14 protein-coding genes are annotated in these 13,363 nt (G+C 40.9%); 6 read left to right on the top strand and 8 right to left on the bottom strand.

Annotated elements, in window-relative coordinates; translation table 11 throughout:
* Positions 1–35 precede the first annotated feature (35 nt).
* Entirely contained in the window at positions 36–368 is a 333-nt protein-coding gene (locus AHMF7605_RS17955; protein ID WP_106931430.1) for a hypothetical protein, read from the bottom strand.
* A gap of 229 nt (positions 369–597) precedes the next feature.
* Between AHMF7605_RS17955 and AHMF7605_RS17950 the strand changes: the two genes are divergently transcribed.
* Entirely contained in the window at positions 598–1,047 is a 450-nt protein-coding gene (locus tag AHMF7605_RS17950; RefSeq protein WP_106931429.1) for a YybH family protein, read from the top strand.
* A 16-nt stretch (positions 1,048–1,063) separates the two neighbouring features.
* On the opposite strand, the gene AHMF7605_RS17945 is transcribed toward AHMF7605_RS17950, so the two are convergent.
* The 7 genes from AHMF7605_RS17945 to AHMF7605_RS17910 form a co-directional block, all read right to left on the bottom strand.
* Positions 1,064–1,249, bottom strand: coding sequence for a FeoB-associated Cys-rich membrane protein (locus AHMF7605_RS17945; RefSeq protein WP_106931428.1), 186 nt, complete (start codon positions 1,247–1,249; stop codon positions 1,064–1,066).
* An 89-nt stretch (positions 1,250–1,338) separates the two neighbouring features.
* Positions 1,339–2,136, bottom strand: coding sequence for an inositol monophosphatase family protein (locus AHMF7605_RS17940; protein ID WP_106931427.1), 798 nt, complete (start codon positions 2,134–2,136; stop codon positions 1,339–1,341).
* A 107-nt stretch (positions 2,137–2,243) separates the two neighbouring features.
* Complete coding sequence (locus tag AHMF7605_RS17935; protein WP_106931426.1) at positions 2,244–3,473, bottom strand: Lnb N-terminal periplasmic domain-containing protein; 1,230 nt, start codon at positions 3,471–3,473, stop codon at positions 2,244–2,246.
* A 588-nt stretch (positions 3,474–4,061) separates the two neighbouring features.
* A complete protein-coding gene (locus AHMF7605_RS17925) occupies positions 4,062–4,304 on the bottom strand; it encodes a hypothetical protein (protein ID WP_106931425.1) in 243 nt (80 codons plus the stop codon).
* 105 nt (positions 4,305–4,409) lie between these two features.
* The gene (locus tag AHMF7605_RS17920; RefSeq protein ID WP_106931424.1) at positions 4,410–4,862 is read right to left on the bottom strand and encodes a hypothetical protein; all 453 of its coding nucleotides are present in this window, start codon (positions 4,860–4,862) and stop codon (positions 4,410–4,412) included.
* A 22-nt stretch (positions 4,863–4,884) separates the two neighbouring features.
* On the bottom strand, positions 4,885–5,571 hold the full coding sequence (rsmI, locus tag AHMF7605_RS17915; RefSeq protein WP_106931423.1) for a 16S rRNA (cytidine(1402)-2'-O)-methyltransferase: 687 nt from the start codon (positions 5,569–5,571) through the stop codon (positions 4,885–4,887).
* Positions 5,572–5,659: 88 nt separating this feature from the next.
* Positions 5,660–5,914 (bottom strand): 4a-hydroxytetrahydrobiopterin dehydratase, encoded by a 255-nt coding sequence (locus AHMF7605_RS17910; RefSeq protein ID WP_106931422.1) that lies wholly within the window; start codon positions 5,912–5,914, stop codon positions 5,660–5,662.
* Between the two features lie 270 nt (positions 5,915–6,184).
* Here AHMF7605_RS17910 and AHMF7605_RS17905 point away from each other — a divergent pair, with 270 nt between their 5' ends.
* From AHMF7605_RS17905 to glyA, 5 genes are all read left to right on the top strand, one after another.
* Complete coding sequence (locus AHMF7605_RS17905) at positions 6,185–7,042, top strand: SDR family oxidoreductase (protein ID WP_106933522.1); 858 nt, start codon at positions 6,185–6,187, stop codon at positions 7,040–7,042.
* A 91-nt stretch (positions 7,043–7,133) separates the two neighbouring features.
* Entirely contained in the window at positions 7,134–7,643 is a 510-nt protein-coding gene (locus AHMF7605_RS29835; protein WP_158267554.1) for a hypothetical protein, read from the top strand.
* A 164-nt stretch (positions 7,644–7,807) separates the two neighbouring features.
* The gene (locus AHMF7605_RS17895; protein ID WP_106931421.1) at positions 7,808–8,044 is read left to right on the top strand and encodes a hypothetical protein; all 237 of its coding nucleotides are present in this window, start codon (positions 7,808–7,810) and stop codon (positions 8,042–8,044) included.
* A gap of 471 nt (positions 8,045–8,515) precedes the next feature.
* Positions 8,516–11,830, top strand: a complete 3,315-nt coding sequence (locus AHMF7605_RS17890; RefSeq protein ID WP_158267553.1) for an IPT/TIG domain-containing protein — start codon at positions 8,516–8,518, stop codon at positions 11,828–11,830.
* Positions 11,831–12,052: 222 nt separating this feature from the next.
* On the top strand, positions 12,053–13,327 hold the full coding sequence (gene glyA, locus AHMF7605_RS17885) for a serine hydroxymethyltransferase (RefSeq protein WP_106931419.1): 1,275 nt from the start codon (positions 12,053–12,055) through the stop codon (positions 13,325–13,327).
* The last annotated feature ends 36 nt before the right edge of the window (positions 13,328–13,363 follow it).

Here is a 13,363-nt window from a genome sequence, read left to right as displayed (position 1 = left end):
TTATAGACTATCGTTTGTCGACTATGGACTAAACACTAGCTTCGTTTTTCCAGGTTTTTTCCCAAGTTCTCTACTTCTACCAGAAATTGGTCTACTTCGGTATCGGCGGTAGGGCCATACGAATTACTGATGGTGCCTTTTGTGCCATCGGTGCATTCAATAGCGTACAGAATCGACATATCGTCCGGGTCGGTTTCGCCTTCGAAACGGTAAAAATTGACAATCCTTACGTCTTCTACGCCGTAGGTTTTATCACTGTTCAGGGAACAAAGGCGACCTTCTGATACCCGAAAGTCTTCGGTGAAACCATCATTCGTTAAGCGGTTTTCCACCTTAACCATGGTTGTTAATTCTTCTTTATCTTGCATAGCTTTATAGTTTTTCGATTTTATAGGACTAATAAAAAAATAGTATAGAGGCTATACGCAAAAACAATAATTTGTTCTAACGCGCCTTTCATTTTTTTGATATTAATGGTATAAGTTAATGAATACAGTCTTCTAATTAAACAACAAGAACCTACATTTGCTACTTACGTGCAATTAGCTTTTTGTTATACGTAATTCGTACCTAAAAAAGAGAAAATAATTAATTCTTATGAAAAATAAAATACTCTTCTTTTTACTTTTCTGGCTGCTTCTGGGTAATGCGTTCGCGCAAAAAGCAAAAACGGATACTGCTGGTACTGCGGCCATTCTACAGGTATTAAACAAACAAGTTCAGGCTTGGAACCAAGGGGATATTACCAGTTTTATGGCTGGTTACTGGAATTCGCCGGATTTAGTTTTTGTATCGGGCACTACTAGCACCAAAGGCTGGCAACCAACTCTGGAGCGGTACCAAAAAACATATAGTTCGCGGGCCAAAATGGGGACTTTAAAATTTTCAAATTTACAAGTTAGCGCTCTAGCAAAAGATTCTGCCATTGTTTTAGGAAACTGGGCGTTAACGCGAGCCAACGATCATCCGCACGGAGAATTTACTTTAAAGTTCCGTAAATTTAAGAACGGCTGGCAAATTGTGCGGGACCAAACTACCCAATATTAAAAGAATAAACGGAGGATTAAAAAGAAGCAGATTTTGCTTCTAAATCTTTCTTGATCTTATCAAAATCAATGGTGGAGCAGGCACCCCCGCAGCCTTTCGCGCAGCCAGCGCCATTTTTGGGCCGAAAGTTGGCAATCAGCAAACGAATAACGTACGCGGCGGCTAAGGCAAAAATGATGAAAATAATAATTTCCTGTACCATAAGGGGAGAGGCTTTGGTTATTTTATAACTCTTACCTAATCAAAAAAGTTTAGCGAATCACTAAGTAGTTATTTTATTACAACGAAGTTTTACCCTTGCCAGTATTCGCCGATAACTTGCAGCATTTCGGCGTGCACCTGCCCATTGCTGGCTACAATTTCGCGGTCAAATACCGGGTTGCCGTTATTATCCGTGAACATGCTTACGTAGCCACCCGCTTCTTTTACCAGAATAACCCCGGCAGCAACGTCGTACGAATTCAAGTTAAACTCAAAAAAGCCTTCGAAAATACCATTCGCCACGTAAGCCAGATCCACGGCGGCCGAACCTAAGCGCCGTACGCCGTGCGATTTCTGCATATAACTTTTTAAAATTTGCAGGTAAATATCGGTTTTTCCAAAATCAGTGTACGGGTAACCGGTTACAATTAAAGCATCAGCCAGCTTCTCAGTACCTGACACCCGGATGGGCCGATCATTACAAAATGCCCCGTTGCCTTTAGTCGCGTAAAAACATTCGTCGCGGTTTATTTCGTACACTACTCCCAAAACAATTTCGGTGTGTTGCATTAAGGCGATACTAATAGAAAAAAGCGGCAGGCCATGAATAAAATTAGTAGTGCCGTCCAGCGGATCGATAATCCAGTTATACTCGGTGGCTTTTTCGGTAACGGTGCCTTCTTCGGTAATAAAACCGGCTTCCGGTAATAGTTGCTGCAACCCTTTTACCAGTTGTTCTTCGGCTTGTTTATCCACGTACGAAACCAAATCATTTAATCCTTTATGCTCAATCCGGTTACGGTCGAACGATTGGGCTTCGGTGCGAATAAAAGCGCCGGTACTTTTAGTGATGGCAATTACTTTTTGACAAAGTTCAGAAAGCAGCATAACGTAATTATTTAAACGGAAAACAAATTATGGCGGCAACTTAAGCTAAATGCCGCAAAGATGACAAATACTAACGGAAAAACAGGTATCGATTTTTAAATTTAATACTAATAGCTTACTCGTTGTGGAGCGCGCTTATGAATGGAAAACTTTTGCGTGAAATAAATATAACCCGCCCGTAAGCCTAACAGCAATACAACCGGGAAGAAGGCCGGATGATACTCCTGCGGTAACAACCGCCAAAAAATAAGTATTGCCGCCATTAAAATGGCGGTAATCAAAAAGTAGATTTTTATAAATCTCCACGGCTTTTGGCGCAGCAATAAAAAGGCTACCGGCAAATGCAGCGGAATGGCCCAGAGTAAATTTAAGTTTTTGGCAAAAGCTTTATACTCGCTGCTCGTAGTTAGAAATAATAAAACAAAGCCTAATACACCAATTACACCGAAAAATACCGCATCAAAGCTATAATCTGCGTATTTCTGCCGCCATTGCCACCAAGTAAGAAACGCGCCTAAACTAAATAAAGCCCAGCAAACAATACCCGGCCGGAGAGGCCCAAGTACAGAAACCGGCGAATTAGCCTTGAAAAGAGTAGTAACAGGTTGGGCGAACGGAGCTTTATCATTCTTATTTTGTACCGTAGCTTTCGCGAATCCTTCTTGCAGGTAATCCGGGATAAACATATATTCCGATGCCGTTGCTTGCCGGTCACTGGCTTCCCCCATCGCTAGGTCTACGCCAAAATCAGCCCACGGAAAAGGGTTTTGGTAAATACCCACAATCTGCCGGAAACTTTGCTTTTTCTGATTTAATGCAGGATTAAATTTTAAGGTATCACCCAATGTTTTTTGAAATACATCCCGGATGCGGGTAGCACAGTTATCAAAGAAGAAATCATAATAATATTCGCGGTTTTCGGGCAAATAGTTGGTTTGTAAAAACCGGAATACATTGTTTTTTTGAGGAGCGGTTAAGTTTAGTACTTGCTCGTAAACCAACCGGTTATAATATTGGTAAGCCGCCAGAAAATCTGAAAAATTAGATACTGCTAGTTTGTACTTAAGTTTACCCATTACAAATTTGGGGTAAAAGTTAGGGGTGCTAAAGTCAAAAGTGCCGTAGTTAAAAACGTAATCGATGCCGTAAGCGGGATCGGCTACCCGGATAGCGCTGTGTCCGTACATCGAATACAATTCGTCGCCGGGTGAACAGGTAATTAAGCTAATACGGGCCTGCGGAGATAAATTTTGCGCTACCGTCGGCTGGTTACCCAAGCCCCAAAGAAGTAAAACTAAAAGCAACCACTTAAACAACAGAAAGCGGAATGAGACCATGTAGTTAGTAATCAAAAGTAAACGAAAAAGATAACGCAAATAGGAGTAATTAAATTTTCGGATTTATCTTATCAATTAAGTATTTAGCTTATGGTAGCTTTAGTATAGAATAGCCTGAATAGTAATAATTAATAAACTGAGATTCTGAATGTTGCTAAACTAAGCTAAATACAGTATTAGGGAGGTGCCATTTTTATCTTATTATCTAATTCTCAATCTTAATTCCTGCAATTCGCTCGAATTCCGGAACATTTTCTGTTACCATTATTAAATCTTTTTCAACGGCTGTGCTACCGATTAAGAGATCAAAATCGCTGATCATTTTACCCAAAGCTCTAAGTCGCGCCTTTTACTCTACCATAAATGTAGATGGCATTCAGGATAGGTAAAATCATTACCTGAGCTGAAAAACTTTCGATTAAGTCAAAATTTTTCTTAGGATTAGAGCTATTTTCGGCGCCAAAAACCAATTCAGCTAGTGTGATTTCAGAAATAGCACAATTATAAATGCCTACTTCTTTAAAATTTCGTAGAGATTAAATTTTCCGCGAAAAAAATGAATACAAATATTCGTATCAAGCAGGTATTTCATTCGAAGCTTTCGATTAATCCTTTATTTATTCTTGCTTCTTCAATTTCCTTAATTATTTTATCTGAATCCCGTGAATCTTCCCATGCACCAAACATTGTTTTCAAATCAGTAGCTTTCTCCTCAAAATCAAGTGATTTTGTAAGCTTAATTATTAGCTTTTTCTTTGCGTTATTATCAAGCCGATTCAAAATTCCAAAGTACTTATCCAAGGCTTTATTACTCATTGATAAACTCCCCATACGTTTCTATTTTCAGATCAGACAATTTTATTTAAATGAATATTTCTGGTATTTTCGCTAACGGCCGCCTTTATGCCAAGCCCGCAACGTAGCAAAGGGTTGATTTTATATTCTTTTTGTTTTTTCTACTTCTTCTTGATTCAAATCAAATTGAAATGCTATAGGATTATGGATAGGACTATCAATACCAGTAACTAAGTTTTTATCGAAAGTTTTTAAGTCAAGTACCCGAAATATTTTCTTATACAGTGTCAACTCATTTTTAATTATATCTACAATAGTAAGTTTCTGGATGGTGCCTTTCAGCAATGTACGCTTCCAAACTGGCAAGGCTACTTTATTTCCTTCAGTATTCCATATTGGAGGTCCAGCACACAGCTTATTAATCAAATACATTTTACTGTTCCTATCCACCCAGTAACACTCACCTGCCAGAGGGCTCCCCATTACAAATTCAATTAAATCAAAGTATTCGATTCTATTTTGTTTATCAGGAGAAAACATCTGTTTGTCATTATTCCCAAATCCCCATGGACTAATAAAGTGCTTTTCTATCATCTCTTCATTTGGGCCAACTACGTTATTTCAATCCTTCCAGCACAATTACAAATTCGCCCTTAATGGATTTTTGCTGAAAAATAGCTAATACCTCGGTTAAGGTGCCCGTTATTGTTTCTTCAAACAATTTGGTTAGCTCCCGCGATACCGACACCATCCGCCCCTCCCCGAAAGTTTCCTTAAATTGTTCCAGCGTTTTTAGTATACGGTGCGGCGACTCGTAAAAAATTAGGGTACGTTCTTCGGTGCTTAGGCTTTGCAGCCGGGTTTGCCGGCCTTTTTTTATAGGTAAAAATCCTTCGAAGGTAAAGCGGTCGGTGCTAAAACCCGATTTTACTAGGGCAGGCACAAAGGCGGTTGGACCAGGCAAACATTCTACGGCTACGCCGCTTTTCAGGCATTCGCGCACTAGTAAAAAACCCGGATCCGAAATAGCCGGAGTGCCCGCATCCGAAATCAAAGCCATTTTTTCGCCGTCGAGTAAGCGTTGTACCAAGTGACTGGCCGCTTTGTGCTCGTTATGCAAGTGATGGCTGTGCATCCGTTTTTCGATACCCAGGTGCTGGAGTAATTTGCCACTGGTGCGGGTATCTTCGGCCAGAATGGTATCTACTTCTTTCAATATCCGGATAGCCCGCAGGGTAATATCTTCGAGGTTCCCGATGGGCGTAGGCACCAGGTACAGCCTAGTTTCGTTGGTAGTAGCCATGCCGCAAAGGTAGGTAATTTGACTTAAGTAAGTAAAAGGTTTTAAGGGATTAAGTAAGGAGTGTCTTTAAAGCAAAATGTATAGCTGCTTACTCCTGATTAGCGCCAAAAGTAGCAGCTATTTCATCAATGCGCTGGGCTAATTTATGGTCGCGTTTGGTTACGGTGTTGCCGGCATCATACGTATAGAGCTCAAAATGCACCACATTGTACATATTACGCCACTCCGGGTGATGGTCCATTTCTTCGGCAACTGCGGCTACCTGGGTCATAAAAGCAAAAGCCGTTTTAAAATCCGGAAACCGGAGGGTCTTTTTTAAGCGATTATCTGATTCCTGCCACATAATAATTCTTGTTTTAAATATACAACTATTCAATTTTAAACTTTAACGGGTTAGGCCTAACTTAAAAAACTAAGCTTTTGGCAACTATTTACTTGTAATTTTGTAAGCCAGGTAAATAATTTCAATGGCATTTACGTACTAAGAATAGCCGCTTTTAAACCTAATTACCCGGTTAATTTTAAATAATTAAGCGGAAGTTAAAATTTTTAGAACTGCAATAAAAGGGTTTCGTATAGAATGGCTCTCGTTCAGATCTTTTTAACTAAAACTATGGAAAACAAACCCACCTCTCAGCCGGACCAGCACCAGGCGGACCAGCCCGGAGATGAGTATAAAATGACGCCGAAGCCAGAGATAATTCGGGATAACTACAAAGGAAGTGATAAACTAACCGGTAAAGTCGCTTTTATTACGGGCGGAGATAGCGGTATTGGTCGTGCGGTGGCCGTGCATTTTGCCCGCGAAGGCGCCGATGTAGCTATTGTTTACCTCGACGAAAACGAAGATGCCCGCGAAACCAAACGTTTAATTGAAGCCGAAGGCCGTAAATGCCTGTTGATTAAAGGCGACCTACGGGAAGAAAGTTTCTGTAAAAATGCGGTGCAGCAAGCCGTTGACGAATTTGGGGGTAAGCTGAATATTGTGGTAAATAATGCCGCAGAACAACACGAACAAAAAGAACTCGAAAGTATCAGCCAGGAGCAACTGGAAGCTACTTTCCGGACTAATATTTTTGCTTATTTCTATATTGCTCAAGCCGCTATCCCCCACTTGCAAAAAGGCGATAGCATTATTAACACCACATCGGTTACTTCTTTCCGGGGCAGCAGCCATTTAATTGATTATTCGGCTACTAAAGGCGCTATTACTACTTTCACGCGTTCGCTGTCGCAGAACTTGGCCGAGAAAGGAATACGCGTAAATGCTGTAGCTCCCGGCCCTATCTGGACCCCGCTTATTCCGGCAACGCTCGAAAAAGTTGCGGATTTTGGCTCCGATACTCCTCTGGGCCGGGCCGGCCAACCATCGGAAGTAGCGCCGGCTTACGTGTTCCTTGCTTCGGAAGATGGCTCGTACATTACCGGCCAGGTAATTCACGTAAACGGCGGCGAAGTTGTAGCCGGTTAATTTTTTATTAAACCCATAACCCTAAAAAACAGTAAAATACTCCATCCATACAGGAGTATTCCGTAATTATAAAACTTTAATCTATTTTAAAATGGCAACTGTAACAAACAAATCCTTGGGCGACCAAACGACTAACGGCTCCGGGAGAGTTCGGGTATTAGACTCCGATACTGATTTTGATGAAATGAATGCTGGGCATATTATTCCTGGGGCCGATCCACCAAAAAATGAGCATGCCCGCGGTGGCTTTGGCGACCGGGATGGTCGTAACGGCTACGGTACCGATTCGGCTAATGGAAGTACCGCTTTATCTTTAAACGAAGACACCGAAGATGTAAACACGCATACCGACGGTATCCAAACTAGCGAGCAATTAAATCGTGGTCAAACCATTTACGCCCTTGGCGATGACGATGATTTAGATGACGATGATGATTTAAGCGATGTAGATACCGATGACGATTTCGACGACGATGATTTAGACATCAGCGAAATACCGGATGATGATTTTGATTCGGATTTAGACGATGATTTCGATGACGACGTGGATGACCTGGATCTGGACGAGGATGATGACGACGACGATGATGATCGTTTATAAGAAAACAACCTGTAAGCACAAAAACTATCATCAGAATACTATTCAGTTTTGCTTGTTTTATTAGCTTGAGTTTACGGGAGCTGGCTATTTTTATAAGCTCAGCGGATGCTTAAGCAGCAATTAAAGGAAAGTAAATATATTTTATATTAAAGAAGGAGGTAGTTATGCCGTACAAAAGTAATAATACCAGTAAGCAATCTAAAAGACCAATGGGCGACCCGGCTGGCGAAGGTGTTGGAGGAATGAAAGATATTGATGCCGAAAGCTCGTTAAAGGCAATGGATGAGCTTGGCGAGAAGTATACCGACGAAAACGGGGAACCAGACCTTCCTCAAACACCAGGCAGTCATCCGAACCGGAATACCAATAAACCAAGTATTGACAAACCGGCTTACGGATAATAAACTACTATTTCCGCCTAACAAAAAAGCTCTTCGTTAACACGTAGAGCTTTTTACTTTTATAACTATTCAAAGCCGCAAATTTGTATTTAGCTAATAAAACTTTACAAAAACTAGGAATCAAAGAGGAGACTGTAAAGAACAACAAATCGTAGAAAGTTAAATTAGCGTATTCTTTATTCTTCTTAAAGAACAATAAGAAGAATAAAAAGGAAATTATTCTACCTAAATATTAAATTTTTACAATATTTGATAGCAAGAAACTAATCTATATCTACAAGTATCCTGTATCCTTTGTCTTATATACAGTTCGATTGTATAAAGCTAGACGAACAGTATGTAAAATTAGCAAGTACTTGTTAGATGAGAATAATCAAATACCATAATTATAGTATGCGCAATATTTACCAAAACTTTAATAATAAGAAGCTTTTCAAATTAAGGTGTTTATTTCTACTTGTTTTTACTTTGTTGGCAAAGTTTGCGAATGGGCAAACGACTACTATTACATCTATTACTCCTGCTGCTGGCGCGGCAGTAAACGGAACGGCAACTATTAATGGCACTAATTTAGGTAATACCACGGGGGTAGCGTTTAACGGAGTACCAGCTACTAATTTTACAGTGGTTAACAATACCCGGATTACCGCTACTGTACCCCCTGGTGCTACTTCTGGGGCTATAACTGTAACCACCAGTTTGGGTAGTGTTGTCAGCTCACAAATATTTAAAGTAATACCCGGAATTACTAGCTTAAGTCCAACAGCAGGCCCGATCGGTACCTTAGTTACCATAACTGGTACTAGTTTTACCGGTGCCTCCTCCGTTAGGTTTAACGGAACGGAAGCAGTTTCTTTTACTGTGAACAGTGATAATCAAATTACAGCCACTGTACCAGTTGGCACTACGGTAGGGAGAATTGCCGTAACTACCCCAAGTGGAACCGGAACTAGTTCTACAAGCGTTACTTTTACCCCGCCCCCCACTATTGCTTCTATAACTGGTCCGGGCGGGATATCTTCGGCTATAATAGGCAATACTATAACGATTAATGGTACTAATTTTACCAGCACCGCTACGGTTACATTTACTAATAAATCAGGTACGCCCGTTACTACTACTAAAACGTATGTCAGCAGTGCCCAACTAACCGCCATTGTTCCGGTTGGAGCAGTTACGGGTGTGGTAACGGTTACTAATGCGGCCGGTTCAGCTAGTGCTTCCTTTACCATAACCAATACCACTTATACCTGGAACAATACTTTAACTAGTTGGGCTAATCCCAATAGCTGGACACCCGCTCGAACTGCCCCATCGAGTAATGATCTATTAATTTTTGAAGGCGCCATTACGAATAATCCAATTTTAGATTTTGCTTCAACCTCTGAAACTATCGGCTATTTAAGTATAAGTAGCCCTACTATTACGTTTACAGTGGCTAGCGACAAATCATTAATTATCGATAACGATGTAGCGGCGGGTACTACTCCTGATTTTGTCGTTAGTAATGGGGCAAATCTTATTGTTACTAATTCTGCTAATGGCGCTGATCTGATAATTAATATTACCGCGGGTGAAACCGGAGCTATAACCGGAACAATTACATTTCAATCAGGGGCTTCCAACTTCATAGCAGAGCACCAATTACTAGCAACTGCCGGAAGTTTAAACTTTACAGGCTCTGGTAAGTTCGTTGCCGCTTCCACTCTCTCTGGTTCACCATTTGGTACTACTTCCTTGGGTTCAGTGGTTTTCGCCACTGGGACAACCTATTCCAATCAGTCCGGAGCATCACCTTTTGGCGCAGCTAGCCCGGATGCCGTCGTAATATTTAACTCAAATAGTACGTATAGCCATGAAGTAAATAGTGCTCCTGATCTGATTGGCAGAACGTTTGGTAATTTAATTATTAGTAACGCGCCAAATGCTTCTACAGCCTTTAATCAAACGGTGGCAGGAAGTGGAAATTTAGTAGTAAAGAATAATTTTACTTTTAACACACCTGTTGCAACCCTTATTCCTACCTTCAATTTAAATCTAGATGGTAACATAACTATCTCCGGCATTTTAAATGTAAGTCGAGGAACATTAAATTTTAATCCTGCAACAACCAGTACCGTAACTCTATCTAATAGTATAAGTTTTGCTTTTAACGGCATTTTAAATTTTAATAATGTTTCGGGTGTAACTAATGTAAAATTGAATGGTGTTAATAGAACAATTTCGGGCACAGCCGGAACATTTTCATTAGGAGCTAATACTATTTTAAGTATTGAAACTGGCGCAAGTATAACTTTATCGAGGAACATTACTGGAAACGGAAAGATAATTGTTAACGGTACGGTAAGAACCACTAATACCAATGGACTGTTAGGCGGAACGGCTACTTCCTTTGCTAATTCCTTGCAATCAGTAACTTTAAACCAAGGTTCAACTGTAGAATATACTGGTACGGGAGCTCAAACCATATCTTCTGCAAATTATGACAATCTTACCATTGCTGGTAATAGACCAGCAAGCGCGGTTATAGCCCTGCCAAATACATTAAAAGTGGCAGGAACATTTACTTTAGCTCCTGCTGGGAGTATTCCAGTATATAATACTACTAATAGCACCATTGAATTTAATGGTGGTGTCCAAATCATTCCTAATTTTAATTATAACAATGTAATAATTTCCGGTACGGACGATAAAGTGTTAGGAAGTGATATTATAATCAATGGGGATTTAAAAATGATAGCTAATAAAGTAGACGCTACTGATTTCAACTTGATTTTAGGAAATAATGCTACTATTATCGGAGAAGCTCCTGGAAGGTACGTAGTAGGTAAATTAAGTGCCACCCGAACAATTAACAATACTAGTTCTAATTTTGGCGGAATAGGTTTTATAATAGGCAACGGAGCAAATACAGGTAATACTACTGTATCTCGTATAGCAGGCCCTAATAGCAGCGTATTAGTGGAAGATAAAGAAGGTATTAACCGCCGATGGGAAGTAATACCAGGAAACCAGCCGACTTCTCCGGTAAGTGTTACTTTGTCCTGGGTAGCCGACGATGATAATGGAAAAGACTTAACCACTGCCCGGGTCTGGAAAACGCAGGGGGAAGATGGAACCACTTTTTATGATGTAAGTCAAGTAGATCAGGATGCCAGCGGTCGCAGCATTAGTGTAACAGTATCTTCGTTCTCTACTTTTACTGTATCCGACCGAAATAACCCCTTGCCGGTAGAATTAACGTATTTTAATGTGGTTAAAAAAGGCCAGAATGCGGTATTAACCTGGCAAACGGCCACCGAGAAAAACAATTATGGTTTTGGGGTAGAAATATCTTCCGATGCTATTCATTTTGAAGAAGTAGGTTTTGTAAAATCCCTTAATCCGAATGCCACTACCTTGCAGAACTACGAATTTACGCACCGGCCAGCGGGAACCGGAACCGTTTATTACCGCTTAAAGCAAACTGACTGGAGTGGAACCAGTAAGTACTACGGCCCTAAAGCTCTCCGCTTCGATCAGGCAAGTTCCACGCTGTTGGCGTATCCAAATCCGGTAACCGATAAAGAGGCCGAAGTAACTATACTCGCCGACGGCATGACCAAAGAAAAAGTAACTATTACAGTAACCGATGCTCTTGGAAGAGTTGTTTCTAATCAAATAATGGGGCCTAAACTAACACAAGGTGAAATAAAGGTAAATGTAAGTCGCTTACCGGTGGGCGTATACTTTATTAATGCTACTACTCCTACCCAGGCGGCCCAGACTAAAATAATTAAACACTAACCGCAATACTTGTTACCATTAGGAAAAGGAAAGCATTCGCTTTCCTTTTTTTATTCGGGCAATCTGAATTTAAAATTAAATCGTTTATAGGGTGCAGAACAATAAAATAAAGGCAAATAAAGGCATCTGGCCGCAATCTGGATTTACCTGAAAAATGGCATTGGTTTATTAAACTTCTTACTGTAATTTTGGACTCGCTTTATCATTCTATACTTATTTAAAATGCAGAGAGACACCGCCATTTTTGATTTAATCCGCCAGGAAAAAGAACGCCAGACACACGGTATTGAATTAATTGCTTCCGAAAATTTTGTGTCGGAGCAAGTAATGCAAGCCATGGGGAGTGAATTGACCAACAAATACGCCGAAGGCTTACCTGGCAAACGGTATTATGGCGGTTGCGAAATTGTCGATCAGGCGGAGCAATTGGCCATTGATCGAGCCAAAGAATTATTTAATGCGGCTTGGGTAAACGTGCAACCTCATTCCGGGGCGCAAGCCAACGCGGCGGTTATGCTGGGCGTTATTAACCCCGGTGATAAAATCTTAGGCTTTGATTTATCGCACGGCGGCCACTTAACCCACGGCTCGCCGGTAAATTTTTCGGGCAAGCTATACCAGCCGCTGTTCTACGGCGTGGAGCAGGAAACTGGCTTGATTGACTGGGACAAAGTACACGAGATTGCCGTAAAAGAAAAACCAAAGTTAATTATTTGCGGTGCTTCGGCTTATTCCCGCGATTGGAATTACGAACGTTTGCGCGAAGCCGCCGATGCGGTGGACGCTTTGCTAATGGCCGATATCTCGCACCCGGCCGGGTTAATTGCCCGTGGTTTATTAAACGACCCTTTTGAATATTGCCACATTGTTACTACTACTACTCACAAAACCCTACGTGGCCCGCGGGGTGGGATGATTATGATGCCGCAGGATTTTGAAAACCCCTGGGGATTAAAAACGCCGAAGGGCGATCTCCGGATGATGTCGTCGGTATTGGATGCCGCTGTTTTTCCCGGTACGCAAGGTGGTCCGTTGGAACACGTTATTGCTTCCAAAGCCGTTTCTTTTTACGAAGCCTTATCCGAAGATTATTTAAACTATATCATTCAGGTTCAGAAAAATGCGAAAGCATTGGCAAAAGCGTTAACAGAGCGGGGTTATCAAATAATTTCGGGTGGTACGGATAATCATTTAATGTTAATTGATTTGAGATCCAAAGGCCTTTCGGGTAAACTGGCGGAAAACACATTGATTAAAGCAGATATCACCATAAATAAAAATATGGTGCCTTTTGATGATAAATCGCCGTTTGTTACTTCAGGTATGCGTATTGGCTCAGCGGCCGTTACTACCCGTGGTTTAAAAGAAAACGATATGGAGCGCATTGTAGCCTTAATCGACGAAGTATTAACCAATCACGATAACGACGCCAAAATTGGAGCAGTGAAGCAGGAAATAAATTCCTGGATGAAAGACGTTCCTTTATTTAATTTTTAAAATCAGTATTTATATCTAGCCCGGAGAAGCAACGGT

Origin of the sequence: Adhaeribacter arboris, from assembly GCF_003023845.1 — a bacterium.
Classification (GTDB): Bacteria; Bacteroidota; Bacteroidia; order Cytophagales; family Hymenobacteraceae; genus Adhaeribacter; species Adhaeribacter arboris.
This window is presented reverse-complemented; position numbering and strand designations above follow the sequence as displayed.

Excerpts from the sequence above, each read along its gene's own strand:
- AHMF7605_RS17935 (WP_106931426.1), bottom strand. The coding sequence starts at position 3,473 with ATGGTCTCATTCCGCTTTCTGTTGTTTAAGTGGTTGCTTTTAGTTTTA.
- AHMF7605_RS29835 (WP_158267554.1), top strand. The coding sequence starts at position 7,134 with ATGGCAACTGTAACAAACAAATCCTTGGGCGACCAAACGACTAACGGC.
- AHMF7605_RS17955 (WP_106931430.1), bottom strand. The coding sequence starts at position 368 with ATGCAAGATAAAGAAGAATTAACAACCATGGTTAAGGTGGAAAACCGC.
- AHMF7605_RS17925 (WP_106931425.1), bottom strand. The coding sequence starts at position 4,304 with ATGGGGAGTTTATCAATGAGTAATAAAGCCTTGGATAAGTACTTTGGA.
- AHMF7605_RS17920 (WP_106931424.1), bottom strand. The coding sequence starts at position 4,862 with ATGATAGAAAAGCACTTTATTAGTCCATGGGGATTTGGGAATAATGAC.
- AHMF7605_RS17940 (WP_106931427.1), bottom strand. The coding sequence starts at position 2,136 with ATGCTGCTTTCTGAACTTTGTCAAAAAGTAATTGCCATCACTAAAAGT.
- AHMF7605_RS17910 (WP_106931422.1), bottom strand. The coding sequence starts at position 5,914 with ATGTGGCAGGAATCAGATAATCGCTTAAAAAAGACCCTCCGGTTTCCG.
- AHMF7605_RS17950 (WP_106931429.1), top strand. The coding sequence starts at position 598 with ATGAAAAATAAAATACTCTTCTTTTTACTTTTCTGGCTGCTTCTGGGT.
- rsmI (WP_106931423.1), bottom strand. The coding sequence starts at position 5,571 with ATGGCTACTACCAACGAAACTAGGCTGTACCTGGTGCCTACGCCCATC.
- AHMF7605_RS17895 (WP_106931421.1), top strand. The coding sequence starts at position 7,808 with ATGCCGTACAAAAGTAATAATACCAGTAAGCAATCTAAAAGACCAATG.
- AHMF7605_RS17945 (WP_106931428.1), bottom strand. The coding sequence starts at position 1,249 with ATGGTACAGGAAATTATTATTTTCATCATTTTTGCCTTAGCCGCCGCG.
- glyA (WP_106931419.1), top strand. The coding sequence starts at position 12,053 with ATGCAGAGAGACACCGCCATTTTTGATTTAATCCGCCAGGAAAAAGAA.
- AHMF7605_RS17905 (WP_106933522.1), top strand. The coding sequence starts at position 6,185 with ATGGAAAACAAACCCACCTCTCAGCCGGACCAGCACCAGGCGGACCAG.